Below are 21,826 nucleotides of genomic sequence, written 5' to 3' on the forward strand. Positions count from 1 at the left end.
TAGCTTGCAAAATGCGTTAATATTCGTACTTTTGTGCCATCAAGATAAAAGCGATTTTATACTTGTTCGGGGTGTAGCGTAGCCCGGTATCGCGCCACATTTGGGATGTGGAGGTCGTAGGTTCGAATCCTGCCACCCCGACTTTTGAAAAAAGCCCTGTAAGATATACTTGCAGGGCTTTTTGTATTTCGTTAGACCCTTTCCATTTTTCTCCTAAAATCAGCTTAGCGCTCATATTTAGCCATACTAGTTAAAGCAAAGCCAGTAGGCCATGTATAAATTTTCTTCTGCCTGGGCATCCTTTTACAGGCTCCACTCCTGTAGTATAACTACCACAACCTGCTTACTCAGAATTAAAATCAGGTGCTGCCCACCTTCTCCTTTGGCTGCATAAACAGGTGTTTTATCGGCGGTCACTAGCAACCGCCAGCAATAACCGTATCCAACTGCCTGGCCTGCGAGAGACATCGCTATGTGGCGAGTAATTGGTGAGCTTTTGGCTACCCAAGCTGAATCCAGTATTTGCTTACCATTCAGGCGCAATCCATACTTACTTACTAAAAACTTTAGGTTTGAAAACAATTTGTGGGTTCTCTACAGAAACTCGGCACCGTGTCGCTCCGATTGAGGGCGCGCCTGTGTAGGTTGGGATCAAGCTGCGGCGCATTATCTAACCTACGGCTTAGCATGGTGTACCTGGGTAACAGCGGAAGAATTACACAATTTCCTGGCTCGTGGATAGTATACCTTGCGGCTTGATTTTTTTTTAAACAGCGAGTATCGTTTCCTTATACTTCTTAAACGTTCTCAAGTATTTTGGCTAAATGGCTTAAATGATCCTAGATTTGGGGGATTATATGTACAGTCTTGTTTCAGACCTAAGTATGCATATGCAACCTTTTGCTATATATTGCTATCCTTACTGAAGTTTACTTACCGTTGTTAAAACTTATGCTAAAAACTCTACTAAGCTTTTGCCTACTCTTTTACAGCATCTCTGGCTTTGCTCAAAACCTGCACCTTAAAAACGTAAACATTATAGATGTTGAGTCCGGAAAGTTACTCCCACAAAAAGAGATCGTGGTTACGGATGGCAAAATTGCATCTTTTAAATCAAAGAAGCGAAAAGTTAAGAACTATCAGGTAATTGATGGGCAAGGCCGCTATGTAATACCTGGGCTATTTGAAATGCATGCGCATATCGGTATACCTAACAGAAATTATTTGGATACCTTCCTTAAATATGGCATTACCGGCGTGCGGGTTATGGCAGGTAGTGAAGGGGTGCTTGCCTGGAGAGATTCTATAAGTATGGACCTCATGAGCGGCCCAAATTTATTTATTGCTTCACCCTTATATGATGGCAACCCGCCACTTTGGGCAGACAACCACAGTGGCCCGGTACTAGAAAACATAAGCCAGGTTGAGCGTTTAGTGAAGGCGCATCAGCAAAAAGGGTATAACGAGATAAAGGTTTACAATCGGTTGCCTGCGGAAGTTTACTTGGAAATACTCCGGGCCGCTGATGCGGCAGGCATGCGTGTTAGTGGGCATATTCCCTACACCTTAACGAGTAACGATTTCGGAGACCCGCGCCATACATCTATTGAACACCTGGATGGATTTATCCAGTTTGCCACTTCGCAGTCTCCGGCTATGGAACAGGGAAAAGAGGAGTCTGCACGTATGTCACTTTACCCTTACTATGATAAAGCTAAGCTGGCCCCTTATTCAAATCGGATAAAGCAAAACAAAGTGTGGTTATGCCCAACACTGAGTCTGTACGGAAATTTTAACAGCGCAGAAGTGCATGAGGAATTAAACGAGGTAAAGCATCTAGCGCCAACTAATGGGTTAATGGGTTGGTGGTTAAGCTTACCTGAGCAAGTTGGTGAGAGCTTCAAGGTAAAATTCGATTTTAACAGGCAGGTGCTGCAAGATCATTTCCTAGACTATGCAGACCACATATTGGCTGGAACTGATTCTCCTAACCCTTATAACTTACCTGGTCTTGCCTTGCACCACGAGTTGCAACACCTTACAGAAGCTGGCTTCTCAAATGCAGCAGTCCTAAAAATAGCTACCTATAATGCTGCTAACTACCTTGGCGTGTTGGATATGCACGGAACAGTTGCCATTGGAAAATATGCAAACTTGCTGTTACTAGACGGAAACCCGCTGGTAGATATCCAGAACACTAAAAAGATACACCAGGTGCTGGTAAAAGGGCAGATAAAAACAGCTAAAATTAACTATTGATAAGCGAGGTTTGCTTAGGAGTACTGCTGTTAATTAAACTCCACTTAAAGTGTAAAAAGGATATACACCCCTTTTATAAGCCTTATAATTTATGAAGCTTATGTGGCAATAAGTCTTACAGTTACCTTTATATGGTATTAATAGTTGCATCGGCTTTTTATATGCGAAGAAGAAGTAAAATTTTACGACTATATATTTAAGTTGGCTTCGCCATATTACAGCCATGCCCATTTGTTAAGTTTTATACTCAGAATAGATGATGGATAAATCCTTAATTAGCCATAAACAGCTGCTTTGGCTGTTAGTGTTTCTCTTGCTTCCACTGGCTAGCTTTGCCGAAGGTGGTGTAAAAGCAATTGGTGCTTTAACAGAGCTGTTCGTGTACCTAATTTGGTTTCTGGCTTTCATCTCTTTACTGCTATCTTTGATCTGGGGAAAGAAGCATTCCGAAGCAAGGGTTATTGTCTACTTGCTTTGTGGCTTTTCATTTTTGACCTGGTGGATTGGTTCATTTTTTCTCGGTGGAGCACTAAGTGCATCTTATAACTTAGCTAACTTGGTTTCACTTGGTATACTGGTGATGACGAGAGTTCGAAAAGAGAGCAAAGCACCATCAAGGCATACCTAAATTTACTTGATGCCTTTTTAGCCTTCACTAATAGGTCATTTTACTAGAGCCATACTTGTACTAGAAAAAGATATTACCAGCCCCTATGTATATACTGTTTTACATTTATGCACTTCTGTTTCTATCGTTGCTAGGTACGGCCTTTGCGACCTTTGTTAACCTGATTCTCTACTACATCATTGATAGTGTAGATGTAGAAAATAGATTGAGCCTTTATACCCATACTAAAAATACATTTCTAGTTGCATGGCTCGCTAACATAGTGCTGTTTATCATTATGATCTGGCATTCTATAGGTACCCGTAAATTTGAAATGGTTGTTGGCCTGGAAGGGCAGGTTGTATTTTGTGTGGTAACTTCCATAATAGCCTTTATTAACTACATGAGGCTTAGAGAACCAATACTGTTTGAAGAGTAACTCCAGCGTATTCTAAAGAATATCATTAATACCGGGACAACTTTACTTTCAACCTCAATAGTGCTATGCACAGCGTTTAGTTTAAGAGCACAGAGTTTATTTTCTGTTCTTTATCTAAATGAAGAAACAGCTGTACACAACGGGGTGCCTAAGCAAATAACTGAAGTTAGAACTTTCTACAACTCCAAGGGAATAGAAGTAAAGCAGGACATCACCGAATAATGGCTATAAGTAATTGCTTGTTATAGCTTACTTTTGAAAATCTCGCTTCTGAGGCAATATTGCTATGTCTAAACAGGTGGTAATTGCGTTTGAACTTCACCCACTCCGATTAATAATTAAGCGCTAAGATTTGTTAATCGTGTTATTATAACTAGATCAGTGTGAATACTTATTATAATCAATTTTATTTCATTTTGCTTTAAGCAAAACAATCATCTCTCTAATAAAAACCTGATAAACACCAATAGTTTTGAATTTAAATCATTGACTATCCTCTACGACAAAAAAGATAGATCCCTATATTCTTTGCCTTTCTATATCCTTTGCTTTGAGGCATTGTGGTAGTCATTGGCTAAATAAAAATTAAATTTAATCATAAATAAGATTAACTATAAACAAAATAAAATTAAATTCGATATACATATAATGCAAAATAATTCAGGATTAATCTTACAATACTGATGAGATTAAGCTTTATTTTAAAAATTTACGCGTATGAAATTTCAAATTATTACCTCAGCATTATTAGTGTTGGCCCTATTATGCTTTAGCGCCAATGCTCAGATTTTAACAGTTTATAAAGATTTTGATTACGAAGGCACTACTCAATCTTTTGACGAAGGCTTTCATAAAGGCTATTTTAAAATCGGGAATGACGTTATCAGCTCACTGAAAATAAAACCAGGTTACAGAGTTGTTCTGTATGAGCATGGCATAGGAAATGGCAAGGAACTAACCTTGTATAGCGACACCCCTAACCTGAGCAATTTTGATTTCAACGATATTACGTCTAACCTTAAAGTAGAAAAGGTAACCAATACCTTGGCTGCTGGAGAAACGTTGGATACCGAACAAAGATTATACTCTGAGAATGGCGAATACTACTTGGTCATTCAAACCGATGGTAATCTATGTGTATATACTGCAACTAATGCCTTTAAATGGTGCTCAATGGCACATGGCTTTGAAGGTGCTAAACTCAGCATGCAGACTGATGGCAATTTAGTAGTATACGATGGCACAAACGAGTCAAAGTGGGCTTCTAAAACAATGGGCTATTTTGATCAAAAGTGGGCAAATACCAATAACAAACCAGTAAAATTAGTGTTGGAAGATGATGGTACGTTGAATCTTTACAATGCTTCCGGAGATGCTGTATGGACTAACGAATAGGTATAAAAAGAAGCACCTAGCGCGAGAAACGGCGATGAAAGCACCGTTTCTCGCGCTAGGTGCTTCTTTTATTTAGCCCTCTAAACACAGCGAAAGCAGACCAGACTGCATCATGGCACCTAATAAGTTAAAATTAGTATAGCTCTTGCTCATGCGTTTCATCAGATTCGTCTTGTTATTGTCCGGCGCAATTCCTGCCGCTCCCTGCCAGACCAACTTACTGGCTATTTATGAATAAGGCGCAGCGCTGGCGGTCTCCGCTTGGTAGCGGCCAACTTCCACTTCACCACTTTTCCTGGAATACCACCGCAGCCTCGCATAAAACATGGCGCACCGGTTAAAATGTTGTTTTTGCAGGCTCGTTGTTTCTGTATCGCTGTCTTATGCTTATGCCTGGTGAGAATAAAACCAATAGTGGCTAATCAGGTTAAGGTTTTCGCCTAATTCAGTCTTCAGCACAGGTATTGCTGGGCAGGCAAAAAGTATGACCACCAGAACCTAGCCCGATAATTCAATTTTTGTATTGATACAGGTGCTCGCTATCGGTTATAGTGCATAACCTATACTTCCCATTATTCTTTTGGAGTGATACCTTATTTCAAAGATTCTACTTTTATAAACTAAAGGTATACTTACCTTGCCTTTAAAAACAACTTTACTGGCAATGAAGCACTTATATAAATACAGTTGCAACACAGGACTTAAACCGCATTACTGGCACTTCAATTGCTTGGCACAAATACAGATATATTAGTTTAGTTTTATTTACCTTTAGAGGTTAATTGGCAGAAGTATAATTTTGCCATTCAAATCTCATTAAATAAGCACGATGAACAACACAGCTCAATTGTTACAGAATAACAAGAAGAAAATTCTGGAAAACTGGATGCAGAACCAGCTAGCCGATGAAGCCCTGCGCGATGATCTGATCTCGAACGAGGAATTGCGCCGCCAGTCGGATGAGCTGCTGAATGGCTTGGCAACTGCCACTGCCTCCGGCAATGTTGAGAATACTTACGCGCCAGAGTACGAAACCGTAACTGAGATCCTTTCAGATATTTCGATTACACGTGCGCGCCAAGGCTTCACCCCGCGCGAAACAGGCATGTATGTGCTTAGCCTGAAGCAAGCTATCAATCAGGTACTTGAAGAGAAACTATCAGACCAGCCAGAACAGCTCTACAAAGAGTTGAGCATTATAAACAAGTTACTGGACAACCTGAGCATGATTACTTTCGACACCTATATTAAAGGCCGCGAAGAAGTAATACTGCGCCAAAACGATGAGATAAACGAAATCTCTACGCCGGTTATACGTGTATGGGAAGGTATACTTGCTCTTCCAATCATCGGAACGCTCGATAGCGCACGCACACAGGTGGTGATGGAAAACCTGCTGTTAGAGATTGTTAACACAGGCAGCAGCATCGCCATACTTGATATCTCCGGCGTGCCAGCTGTAGACTCCTTGGTAGCACAGCATTTGATCAAAACTGTTAGCGCCACGCGCCTAATGGGTGCTGAGTGTATCATTAGTGGTATCCGTGCCGAGATTGCGCAAACCATTGTGCACCTGGGTATCGACCTTTCGAACATAAAAACAAAGGCTACACTTGCAAACGCGTTGCAGCTTGCCTTTAGCATGCGTGGCGTTGAGGTAAAGAAAACCGCCAGATATACAGGCCTTAACCTGAATAAATAGTAGTAGTAGAGAAGTGAGCCATGGATAGAATCCCAATTTTAAAGATGGGGCAGTTTTTGCTCGTAACCATACAAGTGGACCTCTACGACAGACTAGCCCTGAACCTAGAGAATGACCTAATCAATATGGTGAGCAAGACCGGTGCCCGCGGTGTGCTCATCGATATTTCTGCAGTAAGTATCGTTGACTCATTTATGGGTCGAATCTTGGGCAATATCGCCTCCATGTCTCGTATCATGGATGCTGAAACGGTAGTAGTGGGCATGCAGCCCGCTGTGGCTATTACCCTCGTTGAGTTAGGCCTTACCCTGCAAGGGGTATACACCGCCCTCGACGTTGAGAAAGGCATGGAACTACTACATGATAAAATCGGCACCATAGAGCACCCAGAAGACGAAGAAGAGGAGGCGCCGCATGATGATATTGACTAAAGACACGATGCAAATCGTGCGCGAGCAAGATGTAGTACCATTTAGGAACCGGGTTAAGGAATTTGCCACCAAGATTGGCATGAGCCTGGTAAACCAGACTAAATTGATTACAGCTGCCAGCGAATTAGTGCGTAATATGCTTAAATATGCTAACGGAGGTAAAATTTTGCTGGAAATTATCAGCAAAAATGCCCAAACTGGCGTAAGGTTAACCTTTATAGATGAAGGGCCTGGTATTACTGATATTAAGCAGGCAATGCAGGATGGCTTTTCTACCGGTAAAAGCCTCGGGCTTGGTTTACCGGGCGCTAAACGCCTTGTAAACGAGTTTGACCTTAAAAGCAAACCCGGCGAAGGAACAACTGTTACGGTTACGCACTGGAAAAATGGACGTTAGTACCCATATTCGCTTATTAATACCTGATAAATCTTATGCTAGCATAGCCAAGCGCGAAATTAGTAAAATGGCTGATGAGGCTGGTATGGCACCAGCAGACATTGGCAAGCTAAACATCGTGGTGTCCGAGATGACATCAAACCTGGCAAAACACTCGAAAGAAGGCGGTGAACTGCTTGTTCGGCTAATTGGCCAGGTAGGGATTGAAATAATATGCTTGGATAAAGGCCCGGGAATGCCCGAACCACAGCGAATGCTGGAAGACGGTGTTTCGACGTATGGCTCTGCTGGTGAGGGCTTGGGGGCCATAAAAAGGCAGTCCGATGTCTTTGATATGTTCTCGCAAGTTGAGGTTGGCACTGTTATACTGTCGCGGGTGTATAAATCTGACTTTAACCTACAGCGGCATCTTCTGGAAATGCGCCATGAGATTGGCTATGTAATGGTTGCTAAACCAAACGAAACGCTCTGCGGTGATGGCTTGGCTATTATCCAGAAAGGCGCTGAAACATACTTGCTCGCTCTCGATGGGCTAGGGCACGGCGCTCATGCCAACGAGGCAGCCCGGGCTGCCGTAGAAGCATTTAGAGCCTATGCTCCGCATCATCCAGTTGATATGCTGCGTCATGTGCACCAGCAGATCCGGCGCACGCGCGGCGCCGTTGGCATGGCCGTAAATATCAGTAGCAACAGCCACAAAATCTCTTACTGTGGCATTGGTAACATAAGTGGCAAGCTGTATGCGGCTGATATATCGCTTACAGGCTCACCGTATAAAAACATTATCTCTTACAACGGGATACTTGGGCATAATATTCCGGGTACACTAAATAACCAGCAATTGGACTGGGGCCGCAACAAAATGTTAATTCTACATTCTGATGGCCTCAGATCAAGGTGGGAGCTTACCAAATATCAATCGTTAAACCGACATCACGCCACAACTATCGCTGCTGTTTTATACAAAGAGCAGAGTCGCCAAACCGACGATACGATGGTCTTGGTATGTAAAGCAAAGTATAAGCCCGATGCACCGAAGTATAATCAAGATTAACATCAATAATGAGCTTGATGTAGTACTTGCTTATAAGCGCTCTATGCAGCTTTCTGAACGCTTGGGCATGCCATTGGCCAACCAAACTAAATTTGCAACTGCCGTTTCTGAGATTTGTAGAAATGTGGTTGAGTATGTTGGCAACGGCTCGATACGGTTCGGCCTTAGCACGCATGGGGGCTCTAATTACCTTTTGGCTCAGATTGTTGACCGTGGCCGTGGCATCGGCAACCTCGAAGATATTTTAGCTAACCGCAACTATGACCGCAGCGGGCGCGGCTCAGGCATCCTAAACTCAAAAAAGCTTGTTGAGAACTTTGAGATTGAAAGTTCTTTTGAAAAAGGGACGGAGGTAAAACTCTACAAAAGATTACCGAATCATGTTCCGGGCATTACCAAATCAATGCTAGAGAGCTGGGTGAATGAGTTTGATCAGGAATCAGACATTTCGCCTTATGCCGAAATAAAGAAGCAAAACATGCAGTTGCTCGAGTTATTGGAGCAACTGCGGATGCGCAACCTAGAGGCAGAGCAGCAACTCAAGGAAATCCAACGGCTTAACAGGCAATTGCAGCAATCTAACCAGGAAATCAACCTCCTGCTGGAAGAGCGCGAAAAGAAAAACGAACTGTTGCAAAACGTTAACCAAAACCTGGATGCGTTTGCGCATACGGTCTCGCATGACTTGCGTGCGCCCCTGCAAAACATTAATGGCTTAACCTCTGCGCTGGAAGCATGCCTGGAGTCGGAGCACTTGGCAGAGGCGCAGCACATGCTCCCGTTGCTGCGCCAGCAAACGCATAAAATGGACCGCCTTATAACTGGCATACTTGCCTACTCATTGGCAGGGCACCATAATATCCAAAAGAAGGTGGTAGACATGGCTCCTCTTCTGCATCAGGTTATCACTTCCATAAATGTGCCGGCTAGCTTTGTGGTTAGAGTACCTCAGGAGTTACCTGTGCTTTACACCCAGGAAATCTATCTTTACCAGGTTTTCAGCAACCTTTTGAGTAATGCCATTAAGTATCACGATCAGCCAGAAAGCGGCCAGATTCAGATATTTTATGAGCAAGGCCGGGAAAAGTTAATATTTTCGGTGATGGATAATGGACCTGGCGTTGCGCCGGAAATGCAGCCCCAGATTTTTAGCATGTACGAATCAGGCAACTCCTTTAGCCGGGCCGACAGTACTGGACTTGGGCTATCAATCGTAAAGAAAATTGTAGAGGAAAAGGGCGGCAAAGTATGGCTTGAATCCAAAGGCCGGGGTAGCCGCTTTTGCTTTACCTGGCCTGCCTCTGAACTCGTAAAGGAATAAATAGCATAAAGCAAAAGCGGCGCTGCAGATATTGCAGCGCCGCTTTTGCTTTATGCTATTTACTAAAAAACTCTGCTAGAATTTCTCGGATATCATACTTCGTAAGCGCTTTGGAATAATGCTTGCGTACCTTGCTGTAGTGCTTTAGCCGTTCCAGGTCATAAAAGCTGGCCGATGACGTCAGCATTAAGATAATTACAGGGTCGGCTGCATCCATGTTGTGCTTCTGGTACTCATCCAAAAACGAGAAGCCATCCATAACAGGCATCTTTATATCCAACAGGATAAGATCGGGCCTGGCAAAGGCTGGGTCTGGCTCTGGGCCATATGCTTTGCTCATGTACTCCATTGCCTCCTTGCCGTTTTTTAGGACCTTATACTCTTTAGCCACCTGCATCTCGCGCATCAAGCGCTCATTCAGGTAGTTTGTAGTATCATCGTCATCAACCAGTAACACTAAGTCCAACGGAAAATTATAAGGGGTAGTTAATGAGTTCATATTTGCCATTCTACTTCACATGCTACAGGCAAACTCACCCACAGCAACAGCTGACTTCCTATCTTTTGTTTAACATTGCAAATATCGTTATAAGGAATGCCAAAACAAACTATCAATGCTTAATGTGCTTTATTATGAGCATTTAATGTCAAAATATCAGCGGTGGGCTCAAGAAGTTAACACTAGGGTAATATTGCACTGGCTAAACTAAGCCTGCCAGTACTTCATGAGGCACTAGTATAGCATCCCACTTCTCTATCATGCTTTTACTGTTCATACGTTGCCGTGCAAGCGGGGCAACGTATAAATCCTTTTACCTGTAATCGCAGTATTAAGTCTGTAGCGCCACTATGGCCAAAACCTTAACAAAGCTTGTAAACTATGGATTCATACCCTCTAAAGCCAGAACACATGCGGGCTCCGGACCACCTTACCAAAGGCGAAGTGCAGAAGAGCCTGGATGAGTTGGATAGCAAAATCAAAACGTTAAAAGCGCGCGTAAACGCAACCACAGCTGACTCTAACAACACGTACCAGGAACACATTGCCGGCCTGGAGCGAAAAAAGGAGCTGATCCTCCAGAAGATGGGCGACCCAAGTAACGAGCAGCAGCATTGGAACGACCTTCATAGCAACATCAACGACTTGCATAAAGATGCAGACAATATGATCAGGTAAAAGAAAGCCCCGACAGTTTAAACTGCCGGGGCTTTCTTTTATGCTTTATACTTACTAATCTTAGCCAAGAGCCGGCTCACGGAAGCCTACCCAAGTAAAGCGCTTAATCACAAACTCAGGGTTAGTGAAAGAGGCATTACCTGCCGGGTTGCCGCCAGTAACGTGGAAATCGGAGAAGCCAGCATTCTGGTTTACATAGATATTTCCGGTGAGGTTAAAGCTAACAGGCGTTCCGGCCAGGCTCATCTCATCCATAATCATCTCCTTTATGCCGGAGTCTGTGGTATAGGCACCGCAGGATATTGCACCGTGGCTCATTGCCATTTCCTTCGCTATCGCTACTGATTGTGCCGTGTCGTTGGTTTTGATGATCAGAACCACTGGGCCAAACAACTCACGGCTATAGCTTTCTTTTTCAGAGGCATCCACCTCATAAATAACAGGCGTACAGGTGCGGGCGTTTGAGAACATTGGGTTCTCAAAATCGCAGGTGCTTAGCACCTGGCGGCCTACCACCGACTCAGCGCTTTTAACCCGCGCGGCAGTGGCCGGGTTCTGTATGGCCCCCAGGATGTGTGGGGCAGCCTTTGGGTTGTTTACAAGAGCAGTAACAGCGCCTGCAATTTTCTCTACTACTTCCTGGTAAGGCACTGTTTCGCCACCAACTTTAACGCCAGTTTCCGGTACGTAAAAGTTCTGAGGGGCAGTACACATTTGCCCGGAGTAAAGCGTAACGGAAAAGGCCAGGTTCTGCACAACCTTATCCAGGTCGTCCATGGAGTCAAGTATGATGGAATTTACCCCGGTTTTCTCTGTAAAGGTAACTTTGCCCGGAAGGCTTTCAATGTAGTTCCCAAATTCGGTGCCTCCGGTATAGTCAATCAGTTTTATCTTTGGGTTTTCCGCCAGATCTTTCGTGATCAAATGGTCATTTGCATCAACACCTAGTTGGCAAATGTTAGGGTCCAACCCATTTTCCTGGAGCACCTTCTGTACCTCAGCTACCACAATGGCTATCGGGAGTACCGCTTTCGGATGTGGCTTAACAATAACCGGGTTACCGGTAACAAGGCTGGCAAACATGCCCGGCACCGTATTCCAGGTCGGGAAGGTAGAGCAACCAATTACCAGCGCAACGCCTTTTGGCACGGCGCGCCAGCTTTTATTCAGCTTCAGGTTATACTTGCCCATAGGTTTTTCCCACTCCGTGCTCTCCGGGAAGCGGGTCTGCTCTTCGTAACCGGCAGCAACTGCCTCCAAAGCACGATCTGCGGCGTGCGGCCCCGATGCCTGGAACGACATCATGTATGCCTGCCCAGTAGTGTGCATGGTGGCATAGGCGATGTCGAAGAAACGCTGCTTCATATTCTCCAAAGCTTCCACTAAAAGAACTGCGCGTTCGGCGGGCTTTACTTTTCGCCACTGGTGGTATGCTTCCTCGGCACGGCTAACTAGAGTTTCCGGCGAAAAAAACGGATACGTAATGCCCAGTGGCTGCTGCTCATACGGCGATTCCTCCTGCCCTACCCAGGCTTCCGGGTTTTGCTGCAACAGCTCAGTAAACTTATTATTCAGTTGATTCTTGTAGTTCGTGCGGCCTTCTTTATCAGCGTTCTCGCCGTATACTTCCGGCGATGGGTTTTCAGGGTAGCGTGCATAAAACGTACGCTCATGCAGGGCCTGAACCGCCTCTTTTAATGTGTCTTGATGCTTGTCCACCAAATTTAAGTTCATAGTTGTTTTGATTATATCTTGGTATGGATTAGAAACATAGTATCTGATGCGTCAGATGAAGGAAAGATACGGAAAAAAAATGTAAGGCGGCAGTAGGCTCTGATTTCATCAGCTATTTTTTGTACTTTTGAAGTATCTTTCTCAGTGATAAACTGATCAGAAAATAATATAATTTCAGCCTATATATCGAGCAGATGTTTACCCTTTCGTCGCTGCTTTTACGCAGTATTTATACTTTGTTGGCTTGCCTAGTAAGCCTGCCACTGCTTTATGCGCAGCGCCCTATGGTAGAAGCGGGCAGCCGCACCATACCTTACAAAGTGGTCTATAAACTAAAGCCGCTGCAATTGCAGCTTGCCCGATCAGGCAAAGGCGCATCCATGAGCCAGGCCCTGCAGCAAATTGGAGCAAAAAAGGTAGCACAGAAGTTTCCGGAAGTGGCTGCTGCGCAGTCTCTTGCTGCCGCCCGCCTGGCTACGCCTGCCGTGGATCTCTCACTGATTTATGAACTGGAGTATACCCCAGGCTATACGTATGAGCAGGTCCGAACCTTGTTGCTGAATACTGGCCAGGTTGCCTACGTGGAGCCGCTTTACATTAGGGAACCGCTCCACCAGCCTAATGATCCCGCCTCTGACTCAACCAAGACAACCCAATATTACCTGAAGCAGATAAAGGCATATGCAGGTTGGGCCGTTGAGAAGGGAGACACCAATACCGTAATCGGGGTTTTGGACACAGGTTTCAGGTTGACCCACCAAGATCTTAAAACTAAGGTGAAGCATAACTACGCCGACCCAATAGATGGCATTGATAACGACGGGGATGGTTACATCGACAATTTCAGCGGATGGGATTTTGCTGATAAGGACAATAACGTAACAGATGATACTCCCTGGAAGGGACATGGCACTGCGGTGGCTGGCGTTGCCGCGGCAGCCACAAACAATGGTTTGGGCATAGCCGGAACAGGGTACAACAGTAAGTTCTTGCCGCTTAAAGTTTTCTCGTCTTACGCCAACGGCGCTTTTGGGGGCTACGAGGCAATCGTGTATGCGGCTAACAAAGGCTGCAAGGTAATAAACCTTTCCTGGGGCGGCTCGGACTATTCTCAGTTTGAGCAGGACGTTATTAACTATGCGGTGCTTGTAAAAGATGCCCTGATCATAGCCTCTGGCGGCAACACAAATGCTTTTATAAATATCTACCCTGCCTCCTACGATAACGTGCTTTCTGTGGGTGGAGCAAATAACCAGGACGTAAAGTATAAGGACCATACGTACAACTACAAAATCGACCTGATTTCTCCGAGCTCTGGCATTTATTCAACTTCGGTTAGCAGCGATTCACGGTATGGCTATGTAGGCGGTACATCTTTTGCCGCCCCTACAGTAGCTGGCGGTGCGGCTTTAGTTCGCAAACGCTACCCAGAACTTAGCGCCGTGCAAGTGGCCGAGCGCTTGCGTGCAAGCACTGACCCTATCTATCAATTGGAAGGCAACCAGCCTTACCTGGAGATGCTTGGCACTGGCAGGTTCAATCTGAAGAAAGCACTTAAAAGTGAAAGCTTAAAATCGGTGCGCTGCGTGGCATTTACACCGCGCCCAAGGCAACAAATGGGGGCCGGCGAGAATGTGCTGATTGATGCCGCCTTTACCAATTACCTCACCCCTACTCAGAATCTCAAAGTTAGCCTGACAGCTTTATCGCCGTACGTAACTATAGAGCAGGCAAACCTGAACCCAGGTGCTGTAGCAACTATGGGTAGCTTTACCACCGGCGATCATCCTTTTATAATCAAAGTTGCCGAAAACGCTCCTACAAACTTAACTGTGTACTTGCGTGTGGGATTTAGTGACGGTAACTACTCAGATTTCCAGCATTTCGAATTAATCGTTAACCCGGATTACGTTACCCTTACCGCCAACAACCTGCACCTTACATTGAACAGTTACGGGAACATAGGCTACAATGGCTTAAATTTTAAGCAGGGCGTTGGGGCAAGCTATAAAGAAAGTGCCTCCCTCCTGTTTGAAGGCGGATTGATGCTTGCCACTGAAGATGGCTTTGTTGCCGATAATCTCCACAATGACTCCTGGAAAAACGATAGTGATTTTAAAAACCTGAGCCTTATAAAGCTGGCTTATGACACACCCCTAGCCGACCAGGAAGTGCGCACACTTATGCAAACCAACCTGGAAGGCCACCCAACTATAGACATTAAAACTATTGGCTATGCCTGGGCTACCAAACCGGACCAGGATTATGTCATCGTTGAATACCAACTGACAAACCGTTCCGAAAAGATGATACAAGAGTTGCACGCCGGCCTGTATGCCGATTGGGACATTGGAAGCTACACACAAAACATGGCTGGCTGGAATGATGACCTGCAATTAGGTTACGTGTACAACTCTGCAAAACCACTTCCTTTTGCAGGTTTAAAACTGCTAACACCCGAAGAAAAGATTATCTACCATGCCTCCGACAATATCAATGGAAATGACTCTACTGTGGCCATTGATGACGGCTTTAGCAACGAAGAAAAGTATAAGATTATCTCAAATGGTAAGAGCCGCTTGCGCGCTGGTGGTGAGACTGGCAATAGCGTATCGCATGTTTTAGGTGGCACGGCCTTAAACCTTGCCCCGGGCGAAACAAAAGTAATCGCCTTTGCCGTACTTGCCGGTGACGACCTGTCGAGCTTGCAAGCGCATGCGTTAGCAGCGCAGCAGAAGTATAAAAGTATCAAAACCGGGCCGGCTCCCGTGGCTACTAACTATGAAATTTGCCCTTACAGCCCGGTAGTGATTGCACCGACCGGTGGCAGCAAATTTAATTTTTATGCTGATGCGTCAGCTAATGAGCTCTTGGCTTCAGGCGCCAGCTTTACCATTCCATCTGCCCAGCAGAGCCGCACTATTTACGTGATAAATGCTGATTCGCTGTTCAAAAGCGAATCTGTACCGATGCAGGTTAATGTAGTGCCTTTCCCTAAAGCATCATTTGCCCAACTCCCGATGGATCTGCAAACCGGCGAAGAGCTTTCATTGACAGATGAAAGTGAAAATGCAGTATCCTGGAAATGGCGTTTTGGAGATGGGGACAGCGCACAAGTGCAGCATCCAACGCATACTTATAAAAAACCCGGAACGTACGAGGTAGAGCTAATGGTTACGAACAAGCTCAGTTGCACGGTAAGCTCCTACAGCCGAACAATCCATGTGTATGACACTGAACCTACCCTGTACCCTAACCCAACCTCGGGCAGCTTAACACTTACGCTTACCAGCCCGTTATCGCTGGATGCTATGCCAGAACTGCAGTTCACAGATGTATCAGGTAAGGCGGTGCCCGTTGTAAGCACAGGTTCTGATGAAACGCACTTCTACTATGACCTGAGCCACTTAAAGGCAGGCATATACATTGCGCGCACTTTGTATCAGGATAAAGTATACGTTGAGCGCATTCTGATAGGTAAGTAAAAAGTATATCCTTTCAGGAAACTCACTAAGAGTAACATACAATAAGCAGAAAGGCCTCTCCATACGGAGAGGCCTTTCTGCTTATTGTATGTTACAGCTTGCGGTTACGCGTTAGCGCCCTGCTTTTGCTGCAGTCTGATCAGGTTTAGCGCTGAACCAGCTTTGAACCATGCAATCTGACCTTCGTTGTACGTATGGTTAACCATGAAGCTATCCTGGCTGCCATCTGCGTGGTGAAGCACCACTTTCAGCTGCTTACCTTCCTGGAAGTCCTCAAGGCCAAGGATATCGATTGTATCAGTTTCCTCGATCAGGTCATAATCCGCTTTGTTTGCGAAAGTAAGACCCAGCATACCTTGCTTCTTCAGGTTAGTTTCGTGGATACGCGCGAATGACTTCACAATAACGGCACGAACGCCTAAATGGCGCGGCTCCATGGCTGCGTGCTCACGGGAAGAACCTTCACCGTAGTTTTCGTCGCCAACTACAACCGTTCCGATGCCAGCAGCTTTGTACGTACGAGCAGTTGCAGGTACGGTGTCATAGCCACGAGTCATGTCGTTGTATACTTTGTTAGACTCGCCGTTGAAAGCGTTAATGGCACCGATCAACATGTTGTTTGAGATGTTATCGAGGTGGCCACGGTACTTCAACCACGGGCCAGCCATAGAGATATGGTCTGTAGTACACTTACCTTGCGCTTTAATAAGCAGTTTAAGGCCTTTCAGGTCAGTGCCTTCCCATGGCTTAAAGCCTTCCAGCAGTTGCAGACGGTCAGAAGCCGGGTCAACAACTACCTCCACAGTGCTTCCGTCTTCGGCTGGTGCAGTATAACCTGCATCCTCTACGGCAAAACCTTGCGTTGGCAACTCAATACCTTGTGGCTCATCAAGCATAACCTGCTGGCCATCTTTGGTAGTAAGCGTATCGGTAAGCGGGTTAAACGTTAAGTCACCGGCAATAGCGAAGGCTGTAACGATCTCTGGAGATGCCACGAACGCGTGTGTGTTCGGGTTACCATCGTTACGCTTAGCGAAGTTACGGTTAAACGATGTGATGATAGAGTTTTTGCGGTTTGGATCGTCAGTGTGACGCGCCCACTGGCCGATGCACGGTCCGCAAGCGTTTGCAAGAACAACACCACCCATTTGTGCAAATGTATCCAACAAACCATCGCGGGCTGTTGTAAAGCGAACCATTTCAGAACCCGGCGTGATAGTGAACTCGGCCTGTGCAACCAGGTTTTTATCTACAGCCTGCTTCGCGATGGAAGCGGCACGCGTAAGGTCTTCGTAAGAAGAGTTAGTACAAGATCCGATCAAACCTACTTCCAGCTTAGCTGGCCAGTTGTGCTCTTTTACAACGGCTGCAAACTGAGAAATTGGCCAGGCGGCATCCGGCGTGAATGGTCCGTTTACGTGCGGCTCCAGCTCAGAAAGGTTAATCTCGATCAGTTGGTCGTAGTATGCAGCTGGGTCAGCGTACACTTCGTCATCGGCGCGCAGCATTGGCGCAACCTCATCAGCCAACTGCACAACTTCCTCGCGTCCTGTAGAGTTCAGGTAGGCGCGCATGCTATTGTCGTAAGCGAAAACAGATGTAGTGGCACCGATCTCAGCACCCATGTTACAGATAGTACCCTTACCAGTACAAGACATAGACTCGGCACCTTCACCGAAGTACTCCACAATAGCGCCCGTACCACCCTTTACAGTCAGGATGCCAGCTACTTTCAGGATAACGTCTTTCGGAGATGTCCAGCCGTTCAGTTTACCAGTCAGCTTCACACCGATCACTTTCGGGAACTTCAGCTCCCAAGGCATACCGGCCATCACATCAACAGCATCGGCACCACCCACACCGATCGCGATCATACCCAGACCACCGGCGTTTGGCGTGTGAGAGTCTGTACCGATCATCATACCGCCCGGGAAGGCGTAGTTCTCAAGTACTACCTGGTGAATGATACCTGCGCCTGGCTTCCAGAAGCCGATACCATACTTGTTAGATACTGAAGCAAGGAAATCGTATACCTCTTTGTTTTCATCGTAAGCGTCATTTAAATCGGCTTCAGCGCCTACACGTGCCTGAATCAGGTGATCGCAATGCACTGTTGAAGGAACCGCTGCCTGCGGCTTTCCGGCCTGCATGAACTGAAGCAAGGCCATCTGTGCTGTAGCATCCTGCATGGCTACCCTGTCTGGCGCGAAATCTACATAAGACTGACCGCGCTGGTGTGCGCCTGTGGCCGGTCCTTCGTAAAGGTGCGAATACAGAATTTTCTCTGTAAGGGTAAGCGGCCGGCCAACCTTGCTACGGGCGGCTGTAACACGCTCTTCCATGCCGGCATACACTGCCTTGATCATTTCTAAATCAAATGCCATAGTTTTGCTATTGTTAGTGTGTTAAACTCTATTGATTAAAGTTCACAAATGTACGAAATCTAAATATCTTGAAAAACATTAGCATACACGAATATAGGTTGCTACATTAATATGCATGCATAATTACCGAAATGTGGATATTCATTCTGTATGATGTACTTTTGCAATCTGATAAAAATTAATTCTGCGTGAATGAAACAGCTAACTCTTAATACCCCGTTCAAGTTAATTTTGTTGTTGGCCCTGCTAGGCTCCCAACTCCTAACTGCCTGTACATCTATGACATCCTCTGAGAATACAATTAAGCCGGGCACCTGGCGCGTAAGCCTGCAGCATGCCCAGGGCAAAGAAATACCATTTATCATGGAAGCTGAGGAAAAAGCTGGCAAAACCGTGCTTTACCTGATCAATGGCGAAGAGCGCATCCTTGTGGATGACATTCAACCACAGGGCGACTCCCTTAAAATCGGACTGCACATTTTCGATGCCGACCTGATTGCTAAGGTAGAAGGCGATAAAATGACGGGCCGCTTCGTGAAGAACGATACCGCAACGCCATACTCTGTTCCGTTTACCGCAGCGCACGGTAAAACCAGCCGCTTCTCCGAAAGCCCTGCCGCCGCCTCGTTCGACTTCGACGGCAAGTGGGAGGTTGTTTTCACAGAGAGCGACGGAGGCACTTACAAGGCAATCGGCGTGTTTGAGCAAAAGGATAACCAGCTGAACGGCACTTTCCTGACGGAGACCGGCGACTACCGCTACCTGGAAGGACAAGTGGATGGCAACGAGCTAAAGCTTTCTACCTTTGATGGCAACCACGCTTACCTCTTCACGGCCAAGCCAACCAACGACAGCACCCTAACCGGCGACTTTTACGCTGGCATGAGCGGCTACGAAAGCTGGACCGCCAAGCGCAACCCGGCGGCTAAACTGGCAAGCGCCGATACCCTGACTTACCTAAAACCTGGCTACGAAACGCTTTCCTTCACCTTCCCGAACCTGGAGGGCAAGCAAGTATCACTTTCTGACGAGAAGTATAAAGGCAAGGTGGTACTGGTGCAGTTGCTTGGCTCGTGGTGCCCTAACTGCATGGACGAAACCAACTTCCTGGCGCCATACTATGACAAGAACAAAAGCCGCGGGCTGGAGATTATCGGCCTTGGCTTTGAGCGCAGCCCGGAATTCGACAAAGCCGCCGCACGCCTGCAGAAGATGCAGGAGCGCATGAACGTGAACTACGACCTGCTGGTTGCCGGCGTATCGGATAAGGAGGCTGCCGCTAAAGCCCTGCCTGCCCTGAACCACGTCCTCTCCTTCCCTACTACCATCTTCATCGGCCGCGACGGTAAGGTACGCAAGATACACACCGGCTTCTCGGGCCCTGGCACCGGCAAGTACTACGATGACTTCGTGGCCGAATTCAACAAGACCATGGAAGAGTTGCTAGCGGAGAAGAACTAATTATTGGTTGTTTATTGCTGATTGCTTAAAGTATGAACCCCGCTTCTGATGATCAGAAGCGGGGTTCATACTTTAATGGCTTTTCTAAAGTTTATACTCCCACGCAAACACAATAAGAGCTTACACAGGCTTTCGCAGTTTTATTATCCTGAACGTGCCCCCCAAAGCCGCGGGCTCATTTAGCTCTGGCACTAGCGAAGTATGCTTAATAATACTCCCAATACTTCGATTGATATCAGAGAAAAGTGTGCCGGCGATGAGGTTAAGAAAGCGCCGGAGCATGGAAGGCTTTTGACCGTCTGGCAAGAACTTGTCGAAAACCATCACCGAGCCTCCCGGTTTCAACGTGCGCTCCACTTCTTTAATGCAAGCCACCGGGTCCGGGATCACGGCAAGTATGAGGTGCAGCACTACGGCATCGAAAGAGGAATCTGTAAAAGTAAGCTGCTGCCCGTTCATGACTCTAGCATCTACCTGCAAGTTCAGGCTTTCCGCGCGCTGCTTCAGTTTCGTGATCATGCCCGGCGTAATATCGATGGCGGTGAGGTTGGTGTAGCCTTGCAAGTATGGAAGGTCCAAACCGGTACCGGCGCCAAGTATAAGTATGGCATCACTGGGTTTTGCCCCAAGCAGCTCAACCGATCGCTTTCTATATTTCCTGAAAATCCGGTCGGCAATAAGGTCGTACACTGGCAGGTATAAAGTATAGCGCAGGCGGTTCCAAGGGTTGGTGTTCAGGCTCATCGTTCATAGCTTAATATGTGTTACCGAAGCTAGCACTACTCCCTATACTTAACGTTACAAAATTCCAGCGAACTTTTACAGAAATTTTAGCTCGGCCTAAATTAAGACTATATCTGGCGCAAGCCCCCGCTTGTGCCTCTATAATGAAAAGGATAAGCAGGATGTATACTTTCAAGCTTTACTATAAGCAAAAAATTCGGCAGCACACGCGGACGCTTGCGCTAGTTTTTTATCTACAATTAGTAATTTATTCTATTTCTCGCGCTCTATAGTATAAGCAATCAGGTTTTCGAGGGAACGACGCGATGGGGAATCAGGGAAGGTATGAAGTATGGCTAGCGCTTCGGCATGGTACTGGTTCATCTGTTGTATGGTGTACTCGATGCCACCGGATTGCTTCACAAAGTCAATCACGTGCTGCACACGTTTGTTGTCGCCGTTGTTGTTCTTTACGTTGTAGATAACCTTGCGCTTCGTCAGCCAGTCAGCTTCGCGCAGAGCGTGGATCAGCGGCAGGGTCATCTTCTTCTCTTTGATGTCGATGCCCACCGGCTTGCCAATCTCGGCAGTGCCATAATCAAACAGGTCGTCTTTTATCTGGAAGGCAATCCCCACTTTCTCACCAAACAGACGTGCTTTCTCAATATCCTCTTTAGAGGCACCGGCAGAGGCAGCGCCCACCGCACAGCAGGAAGCGATCAGCGAGGCCGTTTTCTGGCGGATGATGTCGAAGTATACGTCTTCAGTAATGTCGAGGCGGCGAGCTTTCTCAATTTGCAGCAACTCGCCCTCACTCATCTCCTTTACGGCATTAGACACGATCTTTAGCAGCTCGTAGTCGTCGTTTTGCAACGAAAGTAGGAGGCCTTTTGAAAGCAGGTAGTCGCCAACAAGCACAGCTATTTTGTTTTTCCAAAGGGCATTTACAGAGAAAAAGCCACGGCGGTAATTGGCATCATCCACCACATCGTCGTGCACCAGCGTGGCTGTGTGCAGCAGCTCAATCAGGGCGGCGCCGCGGTAGCTGGCATCGGAAATGCTATCGCCAAACAGCTTAGCCGAAAAGAACACAAACATAGGCCGCATCTGCTTCCCTTTGCGCTTTACGATGTAGCTCATAATCCGGTCCAGAAGCAAAACCCGCGTCTTCATGGAGGCACGGAACTTCTTTTCGAACTGCTGCATTTCGGGCGCGATGGGCGCCTGTATTTCTTTTAGGCTTATGCTCATGTGTTA

General features: G+C 46.3%; 17 protein-coding genes and 1 tRNA gene. 12 read left to right on the forward strand and 6 right to left on the reverse strand.

All coding sequences use genetic code 11. The features are described 5' to 3' along the window. Positions 1-67: 67 nt before the first annotated feature. Positions 68-141 (forward strand) — tRNA-Pro (locus D1627_RS01335). 162 nt (positions 142-303) lie between these two features. Here D1627_RS01335 and D1627_RS18310 read toward each other — a convergent pair. Continuing rightward, on the reverse strand, positions 304-468 hold the full coding sequence (locus D1627_RS18310; protein WP_158607132.1) for a hypothetical protein: 165 nt from the start codon (positions 466-468) through the stop codon (positions 304-306). Positions 469-951: 483 nt separating this feature from the next. On the opposite strand from D1627_RS18310, the gene D1627_RS01345 reads away from it, so the two are divergent. From D1627_RS01345 to D1627_RS01385, 8 genes are all read left to right on the forward strand, one after another. Continuing rightward, a complete protein-coding gene (locus tag D1627_RS01345; RefSeq protein ID WP_119430419.1) occupies positions 952-2,259 on the forward strand; it encodes an amidohydrolase family protein in 1,308 nt (435 codons plus the stop codon). 256 nt (positions 2,260-2,515) lie between these two features. Then, entirely contained in the window at positions 2,516-2,887 is a 372-nt protein-coding gene (locus tag D1627_RS01350) for a hypothetical protein (protein ID WP_119430420.1), read from the forward strand. A gap of 1,135 nt (positions 2,888-4,022) precedes the next feature. Then, positions 4,023-4,700 (forward strand): hypothetical protein, encoded by a 678-nt coding sequence (locus D1627_RS01360; RefSeq protein WP_119430422.1) that lies wholly within the window; start codon positions 4,023-4,025, stop codon positions 4,698-4,700. Positions 4,701-5,529: 829 nt separating this feature from the next. Then, on the forward strand, positions 5,530-6,402 hold the full coding sequence (locus D1627_RS01365) for an STAS domain-containing protein (RefSeq protein WP_119430423.1): 873 nt from the start codon (positions 5,530-5,532) through the stop codon (positions 6,400-6,402). A 20-nt stretch (positions 6,403-6,422) separates the two neighbouring features. Further along, positions 6,423-6,833, forward strand: coding sequence for an STAS domain-containing protein (locus D1627_RS01370; RefSeq protein ID WP_119430424.1), 411 nt, complete (start codon positions 6,423-6,425; stop codon positions 6,831-6,833). Then, a complete protein-coding gene (locus D1627_RS01375) occupies positions 6,817-7,230 on the forward strand; it encodes an anti-sigma regulatory factor (RefSeq protein ID WP_199688351.1) in 414 nt (137 codons plus the stop codon). Before D1627_RS01370 ends, D1627_RS01375 begins: the two co-directional genes overlap by 17 nt. Further along, a complete protein-coding gene (locus D1627_RS01380) occupies positions 7,220-8,284 on the forward strand; it encodes an ATP-binding protein (RefSeq protein WP_119430426.1) in 1,065 nt (354 codons plus the stop codon). The genes D1627_RS01375 and D1627_RS01380 overlap by 11 nt, the downstream gene beginning before the upstream one ends. Next, complete coding sequence (locus tag D1627_RS01385; RefSeq protein ID WP_119430427.1) at positions 8,259-9,605, forward strand: sensor histidine kinase; 1,347 nt, start codon at positions 8,259-8,261, stop codon at positions 9,603-9,605. Before D1627_RS01380 ends, D1627_RS01385 begins: the two co-directional genes overlap by 26 nt. Before the next feature lie 55 nt (positions 9,606-9,660). Here D1627_RS01385 and D1627_RS01390 read toward each other — a convergent pair whose 3' ends face one another. Further along, complete coding sequence (locus D1627_RS01390) at positions 9,661-10,104, reverse strand: response regulator (protein ID WP_119431069.1); 444 nt, start codon at positions 10,102-10,104, stop codon at positions 9,661-9,663. Positions 10,105-10,485: 381 nt separating this feature from the next. Between D1627_RS01390 and D1627_RS01395 the strand changes: the two genes are divergently transcribed. Continuing rightward, positions 10,486-10,782 carry a sll1863 family stress response protein gene (locus tag D1627_RS01395; RefSeq protein WP_233555468.1) on the forward strand — a complete coding sequence of 99 codons (297 nt, stop codon included), beginning with the start codon at positions 10,486-10,488 and terminating at the stop codon, positions 10,780-10,782. 60 nt (positions 10,783-10,842) lie between these two features. On the opposite strand, the gene paaN is transcribed toward D1627_RS01395, so the two are convergent. After that, positions 10,843-12,516, reverse strand: coding sequence for a phenylacetic acid degradation protein PaaN (paaN, locus tag D1627_RS01400; protein ID WP_119430428.1), 1,674 nt, complete (start codon positions 12,514-12,516; stop codon positions 10,843-10,845). Positions 12,517-12,752: 236 nt separating this feature from the next. Between paaN and D1627_RS01405 the strand changes: the two genes are divergently transcribed. After that, positions 12,753-16,001: a S8 family serine peptidase gene (locus D1627_RS01405; protein ID WP_233555469.1), complete on the forward strand. Its 3,249-nt coding sequence runs from the start codon at positions 12,753-12,755 to the stop codon at positions 15,999-16,001. A 104-nt stretch (positions 16,002-16,105) separates the two neighbouring features. Here D1627_RS01405 and D1627_RS01410 read toward each other — a convergent pair whose 3' ends face one another. Then, positions 16,106-18,385 carry an aconitate hydratase gene (locus tag D1627_RS01410; protein WP_119430430.1) on the reverse strand — a complete coding sequence of 760 codons (2,280 nt, stop codon included), beginning with the start codon at positions 18,383-18,385 and terminating at the stop codon, positions 16,106-16,108. A 279-nt stretch (positions 18,386-18,664) separates the two neighbouring features. Between D1627_RS01410 and D1627_RS01415 the strand changes: the two genes are divergently transcribed. Next, entirely contained in the window at positions 18,665-19,846 is a 1,182-nt protein-coding gene (locus D1627_RS01415; RefSeq protein WP_119431070.1) for a peroxiredoxin family protein, read from the forward strand. A gap of 120 nt (positions 19,847-19,966) precedes the next feature. Here the strand turns inward: D1627_RS01415 and D1627_RS01420 are convergent, their stop codons facing one another. Together D1627_RS01420 and D1627_RS01425 are read right to left on the reverse strand one after the other, a co-directional pair. Then, entirely contained in the window at positions 19,967-20,590 is a 624-nt protein-coding gene (locus D1627_RS01420; RefSeq protein ID WP_119430431.1) for a class I SAM-dependent methyltransferase, read from the reverse strand. 252 nt (positions 20,591-20,842) lie between these two features. After that, the gene (locus D1627_RS01425; protein ID WP_119430432.1) at positions 20,843-21,820 is read right to left on the reverse strand and encodes a polyprenyl synthetase family protein; all 978 of its coding nucleotides are present in this window, start codon (positions 21,818-21,820) and stop codon (positions 20,843-20,845) included. Positions 21,821-21,826 lie beyond the last annotated feature (6 nt).

It is taken from the genome of Pontibacter oryzae (assembly GCF_003576375.1).
Lineage (GTDB): Bacteria > Bacteroidota > Bacteroidia > Cytophagales > Hymenobacteraceae > Pontibacter > Pontibacter oryzae.